The sequence below is a fragment of the Chelatococcus sp. KU-N122 genome (genome assembly GCF_055391085.1).
In genome coordinates this window covers 1032875-1054472 of the sequence record NZ_AP043981.1, presented here as the reverse complement: position 1 = coordinate 1054472, position 21598 = coordinate 1032875, and the positions used below count along the sequence as shown (strand labels likewise).

General features: G+C 67.8%; 21 protein-coding genes. 7 read left to right on the top strand and 14 right to left on the bottom strand.

The window, feature by feature from the left end; genetic code table 11:
• Positions 1-17: 17 nt before the first annotated feature.
• Positions 18-740: an alpha/beta hydrolase gene (locus ACZ5PO_RS04715; RefSeq protein ID WP_464196672.1), complete on the bottom strand. Its 723-nt coding sequence runs from the start codon at positions 738-740 to the stop codon at positions 18-20.
• Between the two features lie 199 nt (positions 741-939).
• Complete coding sequence (locus tag ACZ5PO_RS04710; RefSeq protein WP_464190774.1) at positions 940-1749, bottom strand: DJ-1/PfpI family protein; 810 nt, start codon at positions 1747-1749, stop codon at positions 940-942.
• 241 nt (positions 1750-1990) lie between these two features.
• Here ACZ5PO_RS04710 and ACZ5PO_RS04705 point away from each other — a divergent pair, with 241 nt between their 5' ends.
• Positions 1991-2917: a LysR family transcriptional regulator gene (locus ACZ5PO_RS04705; protein WP_464190772.1), complete on the top strand. Its 927-nt coding sequence runs from the start codon at positions 1991-1993 to the stop codon at positions 2915-2917.
• A gap of 189 nt (positions 2918-3106) precedes the next feature.
• Here ACZ5PO_RS04705 and ACZ5PO_RS04700 read toward each other — a convergent pair whose 3' ends face one another.
• The 3 genes from ACZ5PO_RS04700 to ACZ5PO_RS04690 form a co-directional block, all read right to left on the bottom strand.
• Positions 3107-3427, bottom strand: coding sequence for a CYTH domain-containing protein (locus ACZ5PO_RS04700; RefSeq protein ID WP_464190770.1), 321 nt, complete (start codon positions 3425-3427; stop codon positions 3107-3109).
• A gap of 316 nt (positions 3428-3743) precedes the next feature.
• Complete coding sequence (locus ACZ5PO_RS04695) at positions 3744-4733, bottom strand: zinc-dependent alcohol dehydrogenase family protein (RefSeq protein WP_464190768.1); 990 nt, start codon at positions 4731-4733, stop codon at positions 3744-3746.
• A 108-nt stretch (positions 4734-4841) separates the two neighbouring features.
• On the bottom strand, positions 4842-5420 hold the full coding sequence (locus ACZ5PO_RS04690; RefSeq protein WP_464190766.1) for a TetR/AcrR family transcriptional regulator: 579 nt from the start codon (positions 5418-5420) through the stop codon (positions 4842-4844).
• 237 nt (positions 5421-5657) lie between these two features.
• Here ACZ5PO_RS04690 and ACZ5PO_RS04685 point away from each other — a divergent pair, with 237 nt between their 5' ends.
• Positions 5658-7373, top strand: coding sequence for a Na/Pi cotransporter family protein (locus ACZ5PO_RS04685; RefSeq protein WP_464190764.1), 1716 nt, complete (start codon positions 5658-5660; stop codon positions 7371-7373).
• A gap of 15 nt (positions 7374-7388) precedes the next feature.
• Positions 7389-8438: a phosphate ABC transporter substrate-binding protein PstS gene (gene pstS / locus ACZ5PO_RS04680; RefSeq protein WP_464190762.1), complete on the top strand. Its 1050-nt coding sequence runs from the start codon at positions 7389-7391 to the stop codon at positions 8436-8438.
• A 7-nt stretch (positions 8439-8445) separates the two neighbouring features.
• Here pstS and ACZ5PO_RS04675 read toward each other — a convergent pair whose 3' ends face one another.
• Both ACZ5PO_RS04675 and ACZ5PO_RS04670 read right to left on the bottom strand, forming a co-directional pair.
• Positions 8446-9195 carry a glycosyltransferase family 2 protein gene (locus ACZ5PO_RS04675; RefSeq protein WP_464190760.1) on the bottom strand — a complete coding sequence of 250 codons (750 nt, stop codon included), beginning with the start codon at positions 9193-9195 and terminating at the stop codon, positions 8446-8448.
• A 155-nt stretch (positions 9196-9350) separates the two neighbouring features.
• Entirely contained in the window at positions 9351-9626 is a 276-nt protein-coding gene (locus ACZ5PO_RS04670) for a hypothetical protein (protein WP_464190758.1), read from the bottom strand.
• Between the two features lie 180 nt (positions 9627-9806).
• On the opposite strand from ACZ5PO_RS04670, the gene polA reads away from it, so the two are divergent.
• Positions 9807-12881 carry a DNA polymerase I gene (gene polA / locus ACZ5PO_RS04665; protein WP_464190756.1) on the top strand — a complete coding sequence of 1025 codons (3075 nt, stop codon included), beginning with the start codon at positions 9807-9809 and terminating at the stop codon, positions 12879-12881.
• Positions 12882-12910: 29 nt separating this feature from the next.
• The gene (locus ACZ5PO_RS04660; protein ID WP_464190754.1) at positions 12911-13645 is read left to right on the top strand and encodes a phosphodiester glycosidase family protein; all 735 of its coding nucleotides are present in this window, start codon (positions 12911-12913) and stop codon (positions 13643-13645) included.
• A gap of 20 nt (positions 13646-13665) precedes the next feature.
• Here ACZ5PO_RS04660 and ACZ5PO_RS04655 read toward each other — a convergent pair whose 3' ends face one another.
• A complete protein-coding gene (locus ACZ5PO_RS04655) occupies positions 13666-14874 on the bottom strand; it encodes an MFS transporter (protein ID WP_464190752.1) in 1209 nt (402 codons plus the stop codon).
• Positions 14875-15079: 205 nt separating this feature from the next.
• Between ACZ5PO_RS04655 and ACZ5PO_RS04650 the strand changes: the two genes are divergently transcribed.
• Positions 15080-15784, top strand: a complete 705-nt coding sequence (locus ACZ5PO_RS04650; protein ID WP_464190750.1) for a hypothetical protein — start codon at positions 15080-15082, stop codon at positions 15782-15784.
• Between the two features lie 186 nt (positions 15785-15970).
• On the top strand, positions 15971-16204 hold the full coding sequence (locus ACZ5PO_RS04645) for a hypothetical protein (RefSeq protein WP_464190748.1): 234 nt from the start codon (positions 15971-15973) through the stop codon (positions 16202-16204).
• Between the two features lie 27 nt (positions 16205-16231).
• Here the strand turns inward: ACZ5PO_RS04645 and ACZ5PO_RS04640 are convergent, their stop codons facing one another.
• From ACZ5PO_RS04640 to urtB, 6 genes are all read right to left on the bottom strand, one after another.
• Positions 16232-16558, bottom strand: coding sequence for an FmdB family zinc ribbon protein (locus ACZ5PO_RS04640; protein ID WP_464190746.1), 327 nt, complete (start codon positions 16556-16558; stop codon positions 16232-16234).
• A gap of 194 nt (positions 16559-16752) precedes the next feature.
• Positions 16753-17982 carry a formamidase gene (gene fmdA / locus ACZ5PO_RS04635; RefSeq protein ID WP_464190744.1) on the bottom strand — a complete coding sequence of 410 codons (1230 nt, stop codon included), beginning with the start codon at positions 17980-17982 and terminating at the stop codon, positions 16753-16755.
• A 29-nt stretch (positions 17983-18011) separates the two neighbouring features.
• A complete protein-coding gene (gene urtE, locus ACZ5PO_RS04630) occupies positions 18012-18701 on the bottom strand; it encodes an urea ABC transporter ATP-binding subunit UrtE (RefSeq protein ID WP_464190742.1) in 690 nt (229 codons plus the stop codon).
• Positions 18702-18713: 12 nt separating this feature from the next.
• Positions 18714-19469: an urea ABC transporter ATP-binding protein UrtD gene (urtD, locus tag ACZ5PO_RS04625; RefSeq protein WP_464190740.1), complete on the bottom strand. Its 756-nt coding sequence runs from the start codon at positions 19467-19469 to the stop codon at positions 18714-18716.
• 10 nt (positions 19470-19479) lie between these two features.
• Entirely contained in the window at positions 19480-20616 is a 1137-nt protein-coding gene (gene urtC, locus ACZ5PO_RS04620; RefSeq protein ID WP_464190738.1) for an urea ABC transporter permease subunit UrtC, read from the bottom strand.
• A gap of 15 nt (positions 20617-20631) precedes the next feature.
• Positions 20632-21558 (bottom strand): urea ABC transporter permease subunit UrtB, encoded by a 927-nt coding sequence (urtB, locus tag ACZ5PO_RS04615; protein ID WP_464190735.1) that lies wholly within the window; start codon positions 21556-21558, stop codon positions 20632-20634.
• Between the last annotated feature and the right edge of the window lie 40 nt (positions 21559-21598).

Genomic DNA, 21598 nt, shown 5'->3' with positions numbered 1-21598 from the left:
CGTCGACGACGGCTTGTCTATTTCGAGCTATCGGCCGCGCTCGCGATGAAGTCGGCGACTTCCTTTGGATGCGACAGCATGACGGCGTGACTGCTCTTGATCTCCGCAGTTTTCGCGCCGGCTCGCTTCGCCATCGAGCGCTGCGTGCTCGGGGGGACCATGCGGTCTTCGGCCGTCACCATGAAGGCGCTCGGCTTTTGCTTCCACGCCGGGGTGGTGATCTTCGCCTGCACGGCACCGAGGCCCCAGGGGACCTGCGCCGACGCCATGAACTTTGTCATCGAGGGATCGACGTCCCCGGCGAAGGAGGTCGGAAATTTCTCGGGATCGACCAGGAGGAAGCCTTCCCTTGGAGGAAGGAGCGGCGCCTTGTCCTCGCCGGGCGTCGGGATGGACGCAAGGTCGAATACCGATTGGCCGGCCTCCGGCGCGAAGGCGGCGATGTAGACCAGCGTTCGGACCTTTGGATCGCTGCCCGCCTGGGTAATGACCGCTCCGCCATAGGAGTGACCGACCAGAATGACGGGCTTCGTGGCCTTCGCGATGACCTGCCGCGTGGCCTCGACGTCACCCTCCAGGGTGATGGTGGGATTCTGAACGGCCAGGACCTCGAAGCCGGTCTCCGTCAGGAGGTCGTAGACGGCCCGCCATCCGGAAGCATCGACGAAGGCACCGTGCACGAGGACGATCGAGACGGGCCTCTCCGCCGATGAAGCGGCAACCGGGACGGCGGTCGTCATCATGGCGGCGAGCAATCCAAGTACCACGCGCTCCATCGTCGTTTCTCCTCGGCGTCCATACGATCGTCGGGCGGCTCCCACCGGACCGGGCGCAAGGGGCGTGTGCCCGGCGAGCTCGTCGATGGCGGCCTCGCGACCGGGCTCGCCATGATCTCCGCATGCCTCGCCCCCACCCGATCGAGGGCGCCGGCGTCCCACCTCAGGTCGCGGTTCGATTGCGCTCGCGGTTGCGGTCCAATGCCGCGACGAGCGCCGCGGCGATCGGGTGGTCCGAACGGGGGTTCTGTCCGGTGATGAGCTCGCGATCCTCGACGACATAGGGCTCGAAGTCGACCGGGGTGGTGGTCACCTCGCCGCCGGCGGTCCCCAACGCAAAGGGCATGTCGAAGTAAATCTTCGCATGCAGGATCTGGTCCTCGACCACCTTCTCCTCGGTCGCCGAGAAAACCGTCATCCTATAGCCGGCGTACTGCCAGCCCTTGGCCCACTCCGCCGCTTTTGCCGGGTCTCCGGCGATCAGCGCCGCCCGAAATTCGCGTGCATGGGGCATCGCCGCGACGGATGCGATGGGCCCGTGACAGAGCAGCGCCGTGGGCTTCGCCTTCTCGTGGAAGTGGCGGAGGATCTCGCCGACCTCCTGGTCCTGCATGAGGTCGGCGACCGGCGCCTGGCCGCCGGGAACGAACACGCCGTCATATTTGTCCAGGCCCTCGTCGATAACCGCGCGTAGCGTCCGCGCCCGCATCGACGGGTCGTTGGCGTAGAAGGCTTTGGCGCGTTCGTATGCAGCCTTGTCGCCGCCGAAATGCGCCGGCGCATCCGAGGCGGCATCGATGTGCGGCTTCTCGCCGTTCGGGGTCGCGAGAACGACGTCGTAGCCGGCCTCGATGAACGCCATGGCCGGAACGACCGTCTCGTTGAGATATTGGCCCGTGGCTCCCCAGTAGCCCCCCTGGGTCTCGATCCTGGTTGCGTTGGAACCAAGTATGACGACTTTGCCCTTGCTCATAGCATTCTCCGTTCGAGACGTGTCGAGATGCGCAATGGCGAACTAATTGTTTCGGTCGATCAAGCCGATGACTTGCACGGATGACTTGCCCGGAGGCCATTGGCACTTGCTCTGCCGGGCTGATCCGCATCTGCGTCGAGAACACCGTTTCCTGGGCCCGAGGCATAGACGATTGTGGGCGGTGCCATCAGCTCCTAAGCTTGCAACGCAGCTTCTCATGTGACGGAAAGATCGCACTTTCATGGATCGGTTAGAGGCAATGTCCGTCATTGTTGCTGTTGCGGAAGCAGGGAGTCTGTCGGCTGCCTCGCGCAAGCTCGCCATGCCAGTTGCGACCGTCAGCCGGAGACTGTCGGAGTTGGAGGCGCATCTGAACGCGCAGCTGTTTCAGCGCTCGTCGCGGCAGATGAAGCTGACCGAGGCGGGGCGGTCCTATATCGAGGCTTGCAGGCGCATCATTCAACAGGTCGCGGATGCCGAGCGCGAGGTCTCCGGCGAGTATCGAACGCCCAGCGGTGATTTGACGGTCACGGCGCCGTGGGGTCTCGGACACATGCACTTGGTGCCTGTCGCTTGCGAGTTTCAGGCCGAGTATCCGGGCATCGGCTTGCGGCTCTTGCTGACGGACCGGGTGCTGCGGCCCCTCGAGGATCATATCGACGTGTCGATCCGCATCGGTCCGCTCGCGGACAGCAGCATGATTGCAACACGCATCGGATCCGTCCGATTGGTCGCATGCGCAAGCCCGCAATATCTCGCCATGCGCGGAACGCCGGCGAAGCTCAAGGATCTGTCGCGGCATGAGTGCATCACCATCGACGAGTTCGGAGTGCAGCGCAGCTGGAGGTTCATGAACGGAGGGAAGGAGGTTTCCACACCCATCCAGTCGAGATTGGCCGTCAACACGTCGGAGGCGGCTGTCGAGGCGGCAATCGCGGGCGCCGGCATAGCGCGTGTGATGAGCTACAAGATGGAAGCGGCGAGGCGCACGGACAAACTTGCCATCGTTCTTGAGCAGTTCGAGCTCGAGCCGATGCCGGTCCACATCGTCTACCCCGAGCGCAAGCCCATGCCACTGAAGCTGCGGGCGTTCCTCAGCTGGGGGACGCCGAGGCTCAAGGCGCGGCTTGCCGGGCCGGCGAACAGGACGAAGTCCTCGCAGCGATGAACGCCACGCCATAGCCGACAGTCACGGCTGCTTACGACCTCATTCCCTGGCTCCTGCCAAAAAAGGCTGCGTCGTCTGCGACATGACCTACGACGCTCGCAGGTTCCGCGAGGATCTCGCCTCTTGAGTCTGGAGGCTAAGCCGCTTGCGCCCTCGCCGCGGGATTCTCGGATGGCCAGACGCAAGCGCTCAGGGGCCGGCAACAATCTCAAGGCCTTGATCGGAGGGCCACGAAACGAACGGAAAGCGCGCCAAGTTGGAGTTGCCGTAGCGGATGTCGCTCGTGACTTCCTTACCGACCCAGGACGGCAACACCACCGCTTGATCCACCGTTTCGAGCTCGACCTCGGCGACGATGAGGCCTTGATTGGCGCCGTTGAAGACGTCGACTGACCAAAGCGTGTCCCGGTGCCTCACCTGATGGCGCACCTTCGATACCAGGGGTTCGATGCTGAACTGCTGGATGATCTCTTCGGCATCGGCCCGGGGGATCTCGTACTCGAATTCCAACCGCGCCCGCGGTCCAAGGTTGGCTCTTGATGGTGATGTAGCCCTTGTCCCCATAAAGCCTGATCCGCGCCCTGAGCAGCGGCGTGCGCGCAAAATAGCCCTGCATGATCGGCACTTCGTCGACGACATCCCGACGCCAGCCGTCATCGCGGACCAGGAACTTCCGTTCGATCTCGATGCCCATCGCCGTCCATGACATGGTTTTCGCGCGGGGCCGCGCACGGCACGCTATGCGTTGTTTCTAACAGTTCTAGGAAGGCCGGCAAAGCCGGCCCCCCGGCGGCGAGAGCCCGCCCGGCTCCGGTGCCGCCGCCCGTTACGCCGACGCGGCGGCCGGCCCCTCGAACAGCACCTTGCCCTTGGCCCGGGCCGCGTGGCTGATCGCCTCCTTGGCCGCAGCCAGCGGGTAGGTCGCCTCTACCGGTACCTGCAGCGCGCCGTCGGCGAGCAGCGGCAACAGCGTGCGCTGCACGGCGGCCACCTGCTCCGGCGGCGTCTCCTTGAGCCAGCGGATCAGCCAGAAGCCGCGGACGGTGAGGTCTCGGAAGATCAGGTGGGGCGGAAAAGCGAGCCCGGGCTGGGCGCTCATGCCGGCGTAGACCACCACGGTGCCGCCGTCGGCGATCGCCCCGGTGAGCGACATCAGGGCCTCGCCCGCCACCCCGTCGAGGCCGAGCCGGATCTTCGCCTTGCCGGTCGCCTCGGCCACGCGCTTGGGAAGGTCCTTGCCATCGACCAGCACCACGTCGCCCCCGAGCGCCGTCAGCTCGTCGACGGGCTCGGGCCGGCGCACGACGTTGACCGTCCGCAGGCCGCGGGCGCGGGCGATGGCGATGACAGCCCGCCCGACGCCGGAATTGGCGGCGTTCTGAATCACCCAGTCGCCAGGCGCCAGGGCAGCAAACTCCGTCAGCATGAGGTGCGCAGTCAGTGGGTTGATCATCGCCATGGCAAGCTGGCGCGGGTCGATGCCGGCGGGCAGGGCGAAGAGCCCGTCGGCAGGCAGCGTGAGGCGCTCGCGCCAGGCGCCGACGTTGCTGGGCACGAGCACGCGGTCGCCGGGCGCGAGCGCCACGCCGGCCCCCACGCGCTCGACGCGGGCGACGCCTTCGCTGCCCAGCACCGCGGGCAGCGAAGGGCGGACGCCGTAGAGGCCGCGCATCAGCAGCAGGTCGGCCGGATGGATCGGGGCGAACTCCAGCGCCACCTCAACCTCGCCGGGGCCGGGCGCCGGCGGCGCATCGACGTCGGCGGCTTCGACCACGTCCCATGGCTTGCCGTACTCGGCGATACGAACGGCCTTCATCGTGTGTCCTCCCTGCGGATGCCGCGGCGACGGCCCGGCGGTCATTAATATGACCAGTCGTCTTGGATCTGGAGTGCCGAAACCCGTCGTCTGACGCCGTTCGGGCGATCAAGTGAACAGGGCGGCGAACACCACGGTGTCGAAATGGTCGAAGGCGGCGCCGCTCTTCTCTACCTTCGTGCGCAGCACCGTCCCTTCCCAGGCGTTCACCAGGAAAGCGGCGGCGGCCTCCGCGTCGATGCCGGCGCGCAGCCGCCCGGCCCGCTGTGCCTCGCGCACGCAGCAGGCGATCAGGTCCGTCCAGGTGGCGTAGATGGTCGTCAGGCCGTCGCGGATCGGCTGGCTCTGATCGGCCATCTCGGCGCTGAAATTGCCGATCAGGCAGCCCTTTTCATAGTCGTAGCGGGCCACGATCTCGGACAGCGACCGAAAATGGCGCCGCAACCGCTCGACCGGGTCGAGGCTCGCATCGACCAGCACGGCGCGCCGCGAGGCGCCGCCGGCCCAGAACCGCTGCAGCGCTTCGGCCGCAAGCGCCTCCTTGCTCGCAAAGTGATTGTAGAACGAGCCCTTGGGAACGCCGGCCGCGTTGGTGATGTCCTGCACGCCGCTGCCGTTGAAGCCCTGCCGGTGCAGGGTCCTCAGTCCGGCCTCGACGATCTTTTCGCGGGCGCTGGGTCTGGGCATGGGCTACTCGCTGCTCGCTGTCGTGAGTAATATGACCGTTCATCTTAAGCCGGTCAACCGTGAAGGCGGGCAGTTCGTGCACGGCGCAGCTGCCCGATGACGTCACGGCGCCGTCGCACGGTGCCCGTACTTTCCCCCGGAAAGCTCAAGCTTCGTGTTTGACGCGGCACGGCCGGATCCGCCTTGCGCCGGAACCATCGTGCGCGCGGGCGGGATTCCAGGGACCAGGGGCAGCCGATGCAGGTGGATATCTTTACGCAGGTGATCGTGCCGGTGATCGGCGGGCTCGGCATCTTCATGCTCGGCCTCGAGTTCATGTCGAACGGCATCCAGTCGCTCGCCGTCAACAAGATGCGTGCCTTCCTCGGGCAGGTCGCTGGCACGCCGGTCAAGGGCGTGATGGCGGGCACCTTCATCACCGGCATCATCCAGTCGTCCACGGCCATGACGGTGATGGTGGTCGGGCTGGTCAACGCGGGCGTCGTCGGCCTGCGGCCGGCCATTTCCGTGATCATGGGCGCCAACATCGGCACCACGCTCGGCAACGGCCTCATCGCCCTGCCGCTCGGCCCGCTCGGCCTGCTGCTCGCCGGCATCTTCGCGCTCGTCTACATCTTCGCCAAGACCGACAAGGTGAAGAGCATCGCGCTCGCCTGCATGGGCTTCGCGCTGATCTTCTACGGTCTCAACCTCATGACCGGCGGCCTGCGCCCGCTGCGCAGCATGCCCGAGGTCATGAGCGTGATCTCCTCGCTCCGGGCCGACAATTACCTCGGCTTGATCTATTGCGTGCTGATCGCGGCCGGCATCACGGCGATGATCCACTCCTCGTCGGCCACCATCGGCATCGTCATGGGCCTGGGCGCCGCCGGCGTCCTCGACTGGAAGACCGCCGTCGCCTTCTCGCTGGGCGCCGACCTCGGCACCACGGTCACCTCGTGGCTGGCCTCGCTCAACCTGTCGAAGAACGCCAAGCGTGCCGCCTACGCCCACATTTCGTTCAACATCATCGGGGTGATGATCACCATCCCGCTGTTCTTCGTCTCGATGGATGTCCTGACCTGGGCGATGCAGTGGTTCGGCGGCGATCCGGGCGTGCCGGTGATGGTCAACGGTAAGGAGACCTTCCCGCTGGTGCCGGTGGCCGTCGGCCTCTACTCCACCTTCTTCAACATCTTCAACACGGTGCTGCTGTTTCCCTTCGTCGGCGTGTTCGAGCGTGTGCTGATGAAGGTCGGCGCGTCGGCCATCGATGACGTCGAGGACTATTCCCAGCCCAAGTTCCTCACGCCGGGCGCGGCCAAGGAGCCGGCGACGGCGGTTCCGGCGGTGCTGCGGGAGACCGGCCGCTACCTCGAGGCGGCGCTGAAGTTCCTCGACATCGCCCGCGGCAAGCCGGACGCGCCCGACAAGGTCGAGGAGCACTACGGGGCCATGGATGTGCTCAACCGCGAGATCCGGGGCTACACCGCCGGGATGTTCAAGGCGGACCTGCCCTACGCCCGCGCCGACCTCGTCGCCAGCCTGATCGAGGAAGAGGATTTTACGGCGAGCCTGGGCGAGACGCTGCATCAGATCGCCCGGCGCGTCGAACGCCAGCCGTTCGGGCCGGCCGGCCGCGCCCTGGTCGACACCATGCTCGATCAGGTCGCCGACGCCATGCGGGCCATCGTGCCCATCGATCAGACCAACCCGCCGGTGGCGGCGGACGCCGCGTCCCGGCTGCCGGCGCTTGCGGAGCTGCGCACGCAGGCGCTGCGGCTCGGCGCCGATCTGCCCTGGGTGGAGCGTGGCGCCATCCTGGCCCTGCTCGGCAGCGCCGAGCGCGCCTACTACCTGATCGAGCGCATCGACGCCGAGCGCCGCTCCGTCTCGCGCACCGTTCCGGCCGCCGCCGCGAGCGGCGCGCCGCAGCCGGGCGCGGGCGCGCTGGTGCCGGCGGTCCAGACCTGAACCGGCGGAGCTGACATGACGCGCTTGCTCGTGCTGGCGGCCATCATCGCATGGTCCGTCCTCCTTTCCGGGACATCGGCGACGGCCCAGGTCGTCACCGGTGCGGGCTCGACCCTGGCCCAGCCGCTGCTGGCGCGCTGGTCGCAGGCCTACCTGCGCTCCCAGCGTGACGCCGAGTACCAGCCGGTCGCGGCCGGGCTCGACTACGAGCCGGTGGGCTCGCAGGCGGGCATGATGCGCGTGCGCGATCGCGGCGTGGACTTCGGCGCGACCGAGCAGCCGCTGTCGGGCGAGGAGATCACCCGCTACGGGGTCATCCAGTTCCCGATCGCCGTCGGCGGCATCGTCGCCGCCGTGAACCTCGACGGCGTCGGGCCCCATCAGCTGCGCCTGACGGGCGAGCTGCTCGCCGACATCTACGGCGGCAAGGTGACGGCCTGGAACGACCCGGCGATCGCGGCGCTCAATCCGCAACTGCGGCTGCCGGCGGCTCCGATCACGACGGTGCACCGCTCGGATGGATCGGGCACCACGGCCATCGTCACCGCCTACCTGTCGCAGCACAGCCCCGCCTGGCGGGCTGCCATCGGCGAGGGCCTCACGGTCGCCTGGCCTGCAGGCGTCGCCGCCAAGGGCAACGACGGGGTGGCGGAGGCGGTGCGCCGCACGCCCAACGCCATCGGCTACATGGACTTCGCTTCAGCCCGGCGGGCCGGCCTCGCCACGGCGGTCCTGCGCAATCGCGACGGCCGCTTCGTCGCGCCCGAGCCCGCGAGCTTCCAGGCCACTGCTGCCGGCGCCGACTGGAACGGCGCCCGCGATTTCGTCGTCACGCTGGTGGATGTCCCGGGGGAGGCGGCCTATCCGCTGGTGGCGACCACCTACGCGATCATGCCGCGCGAGGGCGGCACCGCCGCCGGGCGCCAGGCGACGCTCGCGTTCTTCAGCTGGGCCTTCGACAACGGCAGCGGCATAGCCGCCGACCTCGGCTACGTGCCCCTGCCGACGTCCGTGGCGGCGCAGGTGCGGGCTTACTGGCCGACGAAGCTGTCGGACGCACGCTGAAGCGCCGTCAGTAGTTCAACCCATAAGCGGCGCGCAGCTTGTCCCGCAGGGGCAGGAGATAGTTGGCGCGGGACACGAGGCCGCCGCTCTCCTTGATGACCTCGGCCTCCTGGTGCGTGAGCCTCGACACGTACCAGGCGTGAAAGACGCCGGCCGCGACGGTCGGCACGTGCGGGTTGCCGACATCGAACTCGCGGCTCAGCTGCATCGGGCAGGCGACGATGTCCTTGCCGGCGCCGATCATGCGGATGGTCGATTCCTCACCCGTGTCGGTGTCGTCGCCCTGCAGCTTGCGAAGTGTGACCAGGGCGCCGTAGTCGCTGCGGAAGAAGCACATGTAATGGGGATGGACGTACCATCCGTGCGGGTTGCCCTTGTGGTTGTCGACGAACTTGGCGCCGGCGAGGCGGCAGGTGTCGCTCAGCCGGTCGACCGTATGGGCCAGCCAGTCGGGGCTCACGGGATGGGCATCCGAATCCATCAGCACGATGCGGTCGTAGCGGGCCGCCCGGATGCCCTTCTCGGCCGCTTCCGCGTGGCCATGCCCGCGCGTCCGCCATTGACCGTAGCGCAGCAGGCGGACGTCGGGCTGTGTCCGCATCCAGCGCCGCGTGCCGTCCTTGCTGCCGCGGTCGACCACGATGATCTCGTAGGCTCTGGCGCCGATGAACTCGCGCACCTTCTCGACCAGGAGCCGGGAGAAGAAGAGCTCGTCACGCGTCACCGTGACGATGCTGACCGGATCGTGCCCCACCATGGCTGCCCCCCCGAACGCCATACGCAGGGGATACTACAGCCGTCGGCGCGCGCGACAACGATCGACGAGTGCCCGGCCGTGCGATTGCCGACGGTGCGGCATCGGCCCGTCCATCGCAGGCTCACTACGGCGGGCTGACCGACCGCCGCGCGGGCTCAGCGTCCACGCAGCTGCGAGCCCGGGCTGCACAGGCTGACGCCGGGTCCGGCCGGGCCGCCCGAGCCGCCGCCGGAGGGGACGGTGGCATTGCACCACTCCGAGCTGACCCAGCGCCCGCCGATGTTGACCATGCCAGGTGGCGCCTGCTGCACGCTCTGGGGCGGGGGCGCGCGATAGTGTCGGCGGTACTGCGCCGCCGCCGGCTCGACCAGGGCGACCAGCGAGGTCGCGGCGAGGGCGAGCGCGATGGCCTTCGTGGATCGGTGGGACATGATTCGGCTCCCGGATTTCCCGGTATGTGGTGCCGCCTGCGGTTGTCCCTAGGGTTGCCGAAGGTGCGGCGTGCGCTGGCGCACGCCGTTTCGGCCGCGTCGCGATCTGCCGTCTTCGGGGGACCCTGGCCTGCCGCCGCCCGAGTAGCTGTCGCGGCCCGCAGTTGCTATCTACGGCGCATGACCGTTCCCGCTCTCAAGGCCGCGCCCGCCGCGCTCAAGGCTGGCGACCAGGTGCTCCTGGTCGATGGCTCCTCGTTCGTGTTCCGCGCCTATTTCCAGTCCATGAACCAGGATCGCCGCTACAATACGCGGCCGTCCGACGGGCTGCCGACCGGTGCCGTTCGCCTGTTCTGCACCAAGCTGTTCCAGTTCGTGCGCGAGGGCGCCGTGGGCATCAAGCCGACGCACCTCGCCATCATGTTCGACAAGTCGGAGGATTCGTTCCGCCGCGAGATCTTTCCGGACTACAAGGCGCACCGGCCCGACCCGCCGGCCGAGCTGATCCCGCAGTTCCCGCTGATGCGCGAGGCGGTGCGCGCCTTCGGCCTCATCCCGGTGGAGCAGGAGCGCTACGAGGCCGACGACATCATCGCCACCTACGCCTGCGAGGCTGCAGCCGCCGGCGCCGACGTGCTCATCGTCTCCGCCGACAAGGACCTGATGCAGCTGGTCCGCGACGGGGTGACCTTCTACGACTTCGAGTCGGGCATCAAGGGCAAGCCGGGCTACCGGCCCGAGCGCCGCCTCGACCGCGACGGCGTGATCGAGAAGTTCGGCGTGCCGCCCGAGCGGGTGCCGGACGTGCAGGCCCTCGTCGGCGATCCCACCGACAACGTGCCGGGCATCCCCGGCATCGGCATCAAGACCGCCGCCCAGCTCATCAACGACTACGGCGATCTGGAAACGCTGCTCGGTCGCGCCGCCGAAATCAAGCAGCCGAAGCGCCGCGAGATGCTGATCGAGCACGCCGAGCGGGCGCGGCTGTCGTTCAAGCTGGTGACGCTCGATTGCGCGACGCCGGTGCCGGTGCCGCTGGCCGACCACCGGGTCGACGTCATCGACGCCGGGCGGCTGATCGCCTTCCTCAAGGCGCTCGAGCTCAACCAGCTGGTCAAGCGCGTGGCGGACGGCTACGGCATTGACGCCGCCCAGGTGGAGGCCGACTCGGCGTTGGCTAAGCCCGGCGCCGGCCTCGACTGGCAGATACCGGTCAACTCGCTGTTGGCCGGCCAATCCGGATCCCAGATCGAGTCCGGAACCAAGGTCGAGGACGACGCGAGCCCGGCCGCGCCGCCGGCGAGCGAGCCGGGAGCCGCGGAGGGCGAGCCCGGCCGTACGGCTGCGGCGACGCCGGCGGCGCTGGCGGCGCAACGGCTGGCCGAGGCGAAGGCGTCACCCTGCGATCGCTCGCGCTACGAGACCGTCGCAACGATCGAGGACCTCGATCGCTGGATCGCGGCCGCCTACGAGGCCGGCGTCGTGGCGCTCGACACCGAGACCACGTCGGTCGATGCCATGGCCTGTGACCTGGTGGGTGTGTCGCTCGCGGTCGAGCCGGGGCTCGCCTGCTACATACCGCTGGCCCACCGCGGCGGCGCCGACCTGTTCGGCGGCGGCCTGCTGCCGGGCCAGATCGCCTTCGAGGAGGCCATCGCGCGGCTGAAGCCGCTGCTGGAAAACCCGACGGTGCTCAAGGTCGGCCAGAACTTCAAGTTCGACTGGCTGGTGCTGTCGCGCTACGGCATCGAGGTCGCCGCCTACGACGACACCATGCTGCTGTCCTACGTGCTGGATGCGGGCCGCATGGGACTCGCCGGCCACGGCATGGACGCGCTGGCGCTGACCTTCCTCAACCACCAGTGCATCGCCTACAAGGACGTCGCGGGCTCCGGCAAGAGCGCCGTCACCTTCGATCTGGTGCCCCTCGACAAGGCGGCTGAGTACGCGGCCGAAGACGCCGACGTGACGCTCCGGCTCTGGCGCGCGCTGAAGCCGCGCCTCGCCGCCGAGGGCAAGACCAACGTCTACGAGACGCTGGAGCGGCCCCTGGTCGAGGCACTGGCGCGCATGGAGCGGCGCGGCATCGCCATCGACCGACAGATCCTGTCGCGGCTCTCCGGCGATTTCTCCCAGACCCTGGCGCGGCTCGAGGACGAGGTCTATGCGCTGGCGGGCGAGCGCTTCACCATCGGCTCGCCCAAGCAGCTCGGCGACATCCTGTTCGGCAAGATGGGGCTCGCCGGCGCCAAGAAGACGGCGACCGGCCAATGGGCGACCGGCGCGCGCTTCCTGGAGGAGCTCGCCGCCGACGGTCACGCGCTGCCGCGGCGCATCCTCGACTGGCGCCAGCTCGCCAAGCTCAAGTCCACCTACACCGATCTGCTGCCGGGCTACGTCAACGCCCATACCCAGCGCGTGCATACGTGCTTCTCGCTGGCGTCGACCACGACCGGGCGGCTGTCGTCGTCCGAGCCCAATCTGCAGAACATTCCGGTGCGGACCGAGGAGGGGCGCAAGATCCGCTCCGCCTTCGTCGCCACGCCCGGGCACAAGCTGATCTCGGCCGACTATTCGCAGATCGAGCTGCGGGTTCTCGCCCACATCGCCGACATCCCGCAGCTCAAGAACGCCTTCGCCGAAGGTATCGACATCCACGCGCTCACGGCGTCCGAGATGTTCGGCGTGCCGGTCGAAGGCATGGACCCGATGATTCGCCGCCGCGCCAAGGCGATCAACTTCGGCATCGTCTACGGCATCTCGGCCTTCGGGCTGGCCGATCAGCTGGCCATCCCCCGCGAGGAGGCAGGCGCCTACATCAAGCGCTATTTCGAGCGCTTCCCCGGCATCCGCACCTACATCGACGAGACCAAGCGGCTCTGCCGCGAGCAGGGCTTCGTCACCACCCTGTTCGGCCGCGTCTGCCACTATCCGGACATCGGCACCTCGAACTACTCACAGCGTGCCGCGGTGGAGCGGCAGGCGATCAACGCGCCGATCCAGGGCACGGCCGCCGACATCATCCGCCGGGCGATGGCCCGCATGGATGGGGCGCTGCAGGCCGAGAAGCTCTCGGCCCGTATGCTGCTGCAGGTGCACGACGAGCTCGTCTTCGAGGTGCCCGACGACGAGATCGACGCCACCATCGCGGTGGTGAAGACGGTGATGATCGAGGCGCCGCATCCGGCCGTGACGCTGTCGGTGCCGTTGCAGGTGGATGCGCGCGCCGCCAGCAATTGGGACGAGGCGCATTGATGCTCGGCCGAGCTCGCCGGGCGCGTGCCATGAGGCTTGCGAGGCTCGCCGTCGCCGGCCTCGGACTGCTCGCCGGCGCCGATCGGGCCGCCGCGGCGGGGCCCTGTCGACAGCTTGCCTACGGCGGCGCCGACTACACGGTGTGCACGTTCGATCTCAAGTCCTACGCGCTCAAGCTGTTCTGGCGCGGCGAGGACGGCGCGGCGTTCGGCTCCTTCGACCGGCTGACACGCAGCCCCGCCGGGCGCGATCTCGTCTTCGCCATGAACGCCGGCATGTACCACGACGACCGGTCGCCGGTGGGGCTCTACGTGGAGGAGGGGCGGCAGCTGCACGCCGCCAATACCAATGCCGGCTACGGCAACTTCCACCTGAAGCCGAATGGCGTATTCTACGTGGCAGGCCAGACTGCCGGTGTGCTGGAGACCGGGCGCTACCTCGCGGCAAAGCCGCGCGCCACCTTCGCCACCCAGTCGGGGCCGATGCTCGTCATCGACGGCAGAATCCATCCGCGGTTTTCCGACAACGGCCCCTCGCTCAAGATCCGCAACGGCGTCGGCGTGCCGAACGGCCGCACCGTGGTCTTCGCCATCTCGGAGGGGCCGGTGAGCTTCGGCGAGTTCGCGCGCCTGTTCCGCGACGAGCTGAACTGCCGCAACGCCCTGTTCCTCGACGGCTCCGTGTCGAGCCTCTACGCGCCGGGCCTGCACCGCATGGACCGGCTGATGCCCCTCGGCCCGATCGTCGGCGCCGTTCCGCGGTAGGTCGGCGCCGCCGCCCGCCGTCAGGGCGGCGGGAGCGGCTTGATGAACGCCAGGCGCACGCCGATCACCAGGGCGGCGAACGTCAGCGCACCGACGAAGGCCACCACGCCCGGCCAGCCGGCGTGCGTGTAGAACAGGCCGCCGCTGGTGCCGACGATGCTCGAGCCCATGTAGTAGAGGAAGAGGTAGAGGGCCGCTGCCTGGGCCTTGGCGGTGCGGGCGCGGTAGCCCACCCAGCCGCTGGCGATCGCGTGCGCGGCGAAGAAGCCGCAGGTGGTGGCGATGATGCCGAGCACGAACAGCGGCAGGCTGTCGGCCAGCGTCAGCATCAGGCCCGCCAGCATGATGGCGACGCCGATCCACAGGAGCGGCCGCCGGCCGAGCCGGCCCGCCAGCGCGCCGGCCCACGTCGAGCTGACGATGCCGGTGAGATAGATGATCGAGATCGTGCTGGCGAGCGCCTGGGACAGCTCGAACGGCGGCGCCAGCAGGCGGAACGCGGCGTAATTGTAGACGGTGACGAACGAGCCCATGAGCAGAAAGGCTTCCGCGAACAGCAGCACCAGCCCGAGATCGCGCCAGTGCATCATCAGCGAGCGCAGCAGGCCGGAGAGCTCCAGCGGCTGCCGCGCGAAGTGGCGGGACGGCGGCAGGCTCCGCCAGAACAGCAGCGTCGCGATGACGGCGATCACGGCAATACTGGCCATCGCCGCCTGCCACGGCGCGACGTCGGCGATGGTGCCGGCGACGAGGCGGCCGGTCATGCCTCCCAGCGCATTGCCGCCGACGATGAGGCCCATGGAGAGCGGCATGCCGCGCGGGTGCATCTCCTCGCCCGCGTAGGCCATGGCCACGGCCGGCACCCCGCCCAGCGCCAGCCCCGTCAGCGTGCGCAGCACCAGCAGCGTCGTCCAGTCGGGCGCTGCCGCCGAGAGCAGGGTCAGGACGGACGACGCGGCCAGCGAGGCGACCATCAGCGGCTTGCGGCCGAGTGCCTCCGAAAGCGAGCTGGCGATCAGCAGGGACACCGCGAGCGCGGCCGTGCTGAGGGACAAGGCGAGCGAGCTTTCGGCCGCGCCGATGCCGAAACCGGCGGCAAAAACCGGCAGCAGCGGCTGCACGCAATAGAGGATGGCGAAGGAGGCAAAGCCCGCGGCGAACAGCGCCGCATTGGCGTGCCTGAAGGCCGCCGTTCCTGACTCGATCTGGGTGGTCGCTGGCGGCGTCAATTCGAGGCATCGTCGAGCCCGCGTGCGCGGCTGGGCGCATGGCGCAGCGGACCGCCCGGGGCGATACGGGTTTCGGGTCGGTCACGCATTTCGGATTTGGCCCGCGAGATCAACTGGATTGCGCGCATGGCTCGGGCCATCCACGCACATGCACAGGCCGCGGGCAGACCGCGCTGCCGCCGGTTGCAACCGGCGAGCGTACAAAATGCAGGCTGATCCGGCGTTCAATTATGGTGCTTCGGCAGTTGAATGTTGGGCCATGAACTATAGAGTGCGGCTCGGACTCAATAGCGCATATGACGCCGCTGTGATTCGAGTCCGTAATCGGAGAATGCTGGTGAAGAGAACGTTGCGCCCATTCGTGGTCGAAACGAAGCAAGGCAAGAAGCCGCGATCATGGATCGCCGAGCTGGACACCCAGGCCATGTCGCCGTCGCGCCAGAAGGCGGAGCTTACGGCCGCCGAGGTCTTCTCGGACACGCGGTCGAAATCGGCCGAGAAGGCCGCGTCGATCGCTGCGCCGCGGGTGCTGCCGGATCTCAGCCAGGACGTCGCTCCGCCTGTGCCCGTCGCGGCTGAGCCGGTGGAGCGGCCAGCCATCGAACCGGCGGCCGAGCGGCCGCGGCGTCCGCGTGTGCAGCGCGCCCGGCCCCCGGAGCCGGTGGTGGTCGAGGTGGTCGAGCCTTTCATCAGAGCGGTTCCCGAGCCGGAACAGGAGCCGGAACTCGAGCTGGAGCTGGACGTGGAGCCCGTGGCGGCCGAGGCCGTGGACGCACCATCCGCCGCCGGCGAGGTGGCGCCTGTGCGGGCCGAGGCGCGATCCCGCCGCCTTGGACGCCGGCGCCTCGCCAGGGCCGAGCTGCCGCTCGGCCAGCGCTGGAAACGGCGGCTGCATCCGGCGGCATGGTAAGCCGCGCTACGACCTGCACGCGAGCGCAAAGACGCGCTCCAGATTCAAATAGGTGGAGTATGTCTCTCCGATCAGATGGCCTCATCTGACCGGGGCCTGCTCTGGCGCGCGAAAGTGGCAAACCCGATATGAGCTGGGAACCCGGGGCCGTCGTCCGGGTTGATCCGCCAATGGGGAGTTGCTGCCGTGTTCCGTGGCTTCTTGTTTCCCTTGCTCGGTGTGTTCCTGGCTGCGCGCTCGGCGAGCGGCCGGCATTCGCGGCTGATGTCGGCGGCCCTCGCCATGCTGGCGGCCCGGCTCGGCGGCGCCCGGCCGCTGGGTCTCGCGGCGCTGCTGCTCGGCTTCCTGCTGCAGGGCAGGCGCGACGCCGCCAATCGAGCCGTGGTCGCACCCCGCTGGGATGGGCGGCGCGGGGCCTGACCTTCGCCTTCCGGGCGCCGCATCGCTTCAGTGGCTGATCATCCACGGCCGCGCGCTGGGGAAGCTCTTGGCGCCGGAGGCGCTCTGCCGCGTGCGTGACAGAGCCTTGCCGCTGCAGCAGCCGCAACCCGGCGCATGTGCGCCCGAGCGCCGCGGCTCGCTGCGGCTCCGCTCGTTGGTGGCGAAGGCTGTGCGCCGGCCCGCATCCATCTGCGCCAGTGCCGGCGCGCTCAACATGATGCGCGGCGCCGCCGCCGCGCAGGTCGGGCAATCCGTGGGCGCCTGGTAGTCCGCCATGGACCGCAGCGCCGAGAACGGGCCGCAACGGGCGCACTCATAATCGTAAACGGGCATCGGGACGTTTCTCCGCGGCGCTTCGCATTCTTAAGTCGATGGATGGCCGGGCCGAGCCCGGCCATGACGTTGGATGTAAAGGCTTTTCCGGCCCAGCTTTGTCATGGCCGGGCTCGGCCCGGCCATCCATCCAAAGAGCCAAAATCCCCTTGCATCCGACCGCAGGGAGCTCCTAGGCCCCAGCCGTGCTGCGCTCAGGCCAGGTCGGGCGCCAGCGGCATGTCGACGTCGCCGGTGAGGAACTTGGTCGGGCCGGCGGCGCTCGGGTTGATGTCGAACTCGAAGATCTGCGTCGGCAGCCACAGCGTGGCGCAGGCGTTGGGCACGTCGACCACGCCGGAGACGTGGCCTTGCACCGGCGCCGTGCCGAGGATCGAATAGGCCTGGGCGCCGGAGTAGCCGAACTTCTTCAGGTATTCGATGGCGTTGAGGCAAGCCTGGCGATAGGCCACGGTGACGTCGAGATAGTGCTGCGCGCCCTGCTCGTCGACGGAAATACCTTCGAAGATCAGATAGTCATTGTAGTTGGGCGTGATCGGGCTCGGCTTGAAGATCGGGTTCTTGATCCCGTACTTGGCCATGCCATCCTTGATCAGATCCACTTTGATGTGCAGCCAGCCGGCCATCTCGATGGCTCCGCAGAAGGTGATCTCGCCGTCACCCTGGCTGAAGTGCAGGTCGCCCATGGAGAGGCCGGCGCCGGGCACGTAGACCGGGAAGTAGATCTTCGAGCCGCGCGACAGGTCCTTGATGTCGCAATTGCCGCCGTGCTCGCGCGGCGGCACCGTCCGTGCCGCTTCGGCCGCGGCGCCCTCCTTGCCCGCCGTCATCTTGCCCATGTGGGCGGTCGGCCCGAACGGCGGGTTGGCGAGGCCGGGGACCCGCGTCGGGTTGGTGGCGATCAGGCCGGTCTCGCGCGTGTTCCAGGTGTCGAGCAGCTTCTTGTCGGGCAGGCAGCCGATCAGACCGGGGTGGATCAGGCCGGCGAAGCGCACGCCCGGCACGTGGCGGGATTTGGTGAACATCCCCTCGAAGTCCCAGATCGACTTCTGCGCCTGGGGGAAATGGTCGGTGAGGAAGCCGCCGCCGTTCTGCTTGGAGAAGAAGCCGTTGAAGCCCCACTGGCTGTCGGGCTTGGCGCCGATGTCGAGCAGGTCGACCACCAGGAGGTCGCCGGGCTCGGCGCCCTTGACCCCGATCGGGCCGCTGAGGAAGTGGACGATCGACAGGTCGATGTCGCGCACGTCCGAGGCATCATCGTTGTTCTTGATGAAGCCGCCGGTCCAGTCGTAGGTCTCGATGATGAAATCGTCGCCGGGGCTCACCGTTGCCACCATCGGGATGTCCGGGTGCCAGCGGTTGTGGACCATCTCGTTGTCGTAGGCCGACTGGGTGAGATCGACCTTGATCAGCGTCTCGGGCATGCTGCGCTCCTTGGATGGTGGCGTATTGGTCAGACGGACAGGAACTTGGCGATGGCGGCCTCGTCCGCCGTCGCGCGGGCGTCCTCGTGGACGATCTCGCCGTTCTCGATGACGAGCACGCGGTCGGCGATATCCAGGGCGAAGCTCAGCACCTGCTCGGAGACGAGGATAGACAGGCCGCGCTCGTCGCGGATGCGCTTCAGCGTGCGCGCCATGTCACGGATGATCGACGGCTGGATGCCCTCCGTCGGCTCGTCCAGCAGCAGCACCTTGGGCTTGGTCACCAGCGCGCGGGCGATGGCGAGCTGCTGCTGCTGGCCGCCAGAGAGGTTGCCGCCGCGGCGCCCCTTCATCTCCAGCAGCACCGGGAACAGCTCGTAGATGTCGGCGGGCACGTTCCGCTCGCCGGAGACCACGAGCCCCGTCTCGATGTTCTCCTTCACCGTCATGGTGGAGAAGATCATCCGGCCCTGCGGCACGTAGGCCAGGCCCTTGGCGACGCGCTCGAAGCTCTTCAGCCGGCTGAGCTCGGCGCCGTCCATGGAGAGCGAGCCGCTCCTGGTGGGCACGATGCCCATCATCGACTTCATCAGCGTGGTCTTGCCCATGCCGTTGCGGCCCATGATGGCGACGATCTCGTTGGGCGCCACCGACAGGTTGAGGCCATGCAGGACTTCGCTCTGGCCGTAGGCGACATGAAGATCGGAAATAGACAGCATGACGCGGTCCCTTCAGTGGCCGAGATAGACTTCGATGACCTTGGGGTCGTTCTTGACCTTGTCCATCGTGCCTTCCGACAGGATCTGCCCCTGGTGCAGCACCGTGACCTTGTGCGCGATGTCCTCCACGAACTTCATGTCGTGCTCGATCACCAGCACCGAGCGGTCCTTGATGATGCGCTTGAGCAGCTCGGCGGTCTTGACGCGCTCGCTGACGCTCATGCCGGCGACCGGCTCGTCGAGCATGAGCAGCTCCGGGTCCTGGATCAGCAGCATGCCGATCTCCAGCCACTGCTTCTGGCCGTGGCTGAGCAGGTCGGCGCGCATGGCGAGGCGGTCCTTCAGGAAGATCATCTCCGCCACCTCGTGCACGCGGTCGCGCACCGCCGCGTCGCGCTTGAAGGTCAGCGCGCCCAGCACCGAGCGGCCGCGGGGGAAGGAGATCTCCAGGTTCTCGAAGACGGTGAGGTCGTCGTAGATCGACGGCGTCTGGAACTTGCGGCCGACGCCGGCCTGTACGATCTCGTTCTCACGCATCTTGGTGAGATCCTTGTCGCGGAAGTGGATGGAGCCGGAGGTGGCTCTGGTCTTGCCGCAGATCAGATCGAGCACCGTCGTCTTGCCGGCGCCGTTGGGGCCGATGATGACGCGGATCTCGTTCTCGTCGACGTAGAACGACAGGTCGTTGACCGCCTTGAAGCCGTCGAACGACACGGTCAGTCCTTCGACCGAGAGCAGGAAGTCCTTGGGTTGGTGGCCTATGACCATGGTCGCCTCCTCACTCCGCCGGAGCGCCTTCGGTGGCGGGCTTGGCCGCCCCCCAGGCCCCCTTGCGCGCCACGAGCCGGTCGATCTGCGGCCGCACGTAGTCGCTCCACAGCCCGGCGAGGCCGTTGGGGAAGGCCAGGACGACGGCGATGAAGAGGCCGCCGAGGCCGAACAGCCACAGCTCGGGGAACGATTCGGAAAAGCTGGTCTTGGCGAAGTTGACCAGCAGCGTGCCGTAGACGGCGCCCAGGATCGACAGCCGGCCGCCGACCGCGGCGTAGATGACCATCTCGATGGACGGCACGATGCCGACGAACGACGGCGACATGAAGCCCACCTGCAGGGTGAACATGGCGCCGCCGATGGCGGCGAACACCGCGGCGATGCAGAAGGCGAAGATCTTGAAGTTCGCCACGCTGTAGCCCGAGAACCGCACCCGGTCCTCCTTGTCGCGCATGGCGACGAGGATGCGCCCGAGCTTGGAGTGGCGCACGAACTGGGCGATGAAGATGCAGGCGAACAGGCAGGCGACGCAGACGAAGTAGAGCACCACCTTGGCGTGGTCGGGACGGATGTCCCAGCCCTTCAGCGTGCGAAGGTCGGTCATGCCGTTGATGCCGCCGGTATAGCCCTGCTGGCCGATGATCAGGATGGTCATGATGGCGGCGATCGCCTGGGTGATGATGGCGAAGTAGGTGCCGCCGACGCGGCGCTTGAACATCGCCGCGCCGATGATCAGGGCGAACAGCCCCGGCACCAGGATGATCGCCGCGATGGTGAAGGTCAGGCTGTGGAACGGCTGCCAGAAGAAGGGCAGGGAGGTGATCTGGTTCCAGTCCATGAAGTCCGGAATGCCCGGCGTCGACTGGATCTTGGTGTTCTCCGGGCTCGATGCCTCGAGCTTGAGGAACATGGCCATACAGTAGCCGCCCAGCCCGAAGAAGACGCCCTGGCCGAGGCTCAGGATGCCGCCGTAGCCCCAGCACAGCACCAGGCCCACGGCCACGAAGGCATAGGTCAGGTACTTGCCGACGAGGTTGAGGCGGAAGACGTCGAGGGTGAGCGGCAGGACGATGACCAGCAGCAGGGCGAGCACCAGGATGCCGACAAGCTCCGAGCGGTTCGCGAAGCGTGTATTTTCAATCATGGACGTTCCGCCTTCCTACTTGCGGACCTTGAGGGCGAAGAGGCCCTGCGGCCGCAGCATCAGGATCGCGACGATGGTGAGCAGCGTGATGACCTTGGCCATCGAGCCCGACAGGAAGAACTCGAGCGTCGACTGGGTCTGCGAGATGCTGAAGGCCGAGGCGATGGTCCCGAGCAGGCTCGCGGCGCCGCCGAAGACGACGACCAGGAAGGTATCGACGATGTAGAGTTGGCCGGAGGTCGGGCCGGTGGAGCCGATCATGGTGAAGGCGCTGCCGGCGACGCCGGCGATGCCGCAGCCGAGGCCGAAGGTCAGGCGGTCGACCCGCTCGGTGTTGATGCCGACCGCGCCGGCCATCACCCGGTTCTGCACGACGGCGCGGACCTGGCGCCCCCAGCGCGACTTGTACATGACGTAGGCGACCGCGACGGTGATCAGCACGGTCAGGCACATCACGAAGATGCCGTTGATCGGCACCTCGATGGTGTCGGTGATCTGCAGCGACCCGAGCATCCACTGCGGCAGCTCGACCCCCACTTCACGGGCGCCGAAGATCGAGCGATAGGCCTGCTGGAGGATCAGCGACAGGCCCCAGGTGGCCAGCAGCGTGTCGAGGGGGCGGCGGTAGAGATGGCGTATCAGCGCCCATTCGGCCAGCATGCCGAGCGCGCCGGACGCGACGAAGGCCAGCGCCATGGCAATGAAGAAGTAGATCCCGAACAGGGCCGGCAGATGCGTCTGAAAAAACGACGCCGTCAGATAGGTGACGTAGGCGCCGAGGATCATGAACTCCCCGTGCGCCATGTTGATCACGCCCATCTGGCCGAAGATGATCGCCAGCCCCAGCGCCATCAGCACGTAGACGGAGAACAGGATCAGCCCGGCAAAGCCCTGCATCACGAAGATCGAGCCGAGCTGGGAGAGCGTATAGTCGCCGAACATGTCAGTCTCCGCTGAAGACCACGATGTATTCCCGACCAGA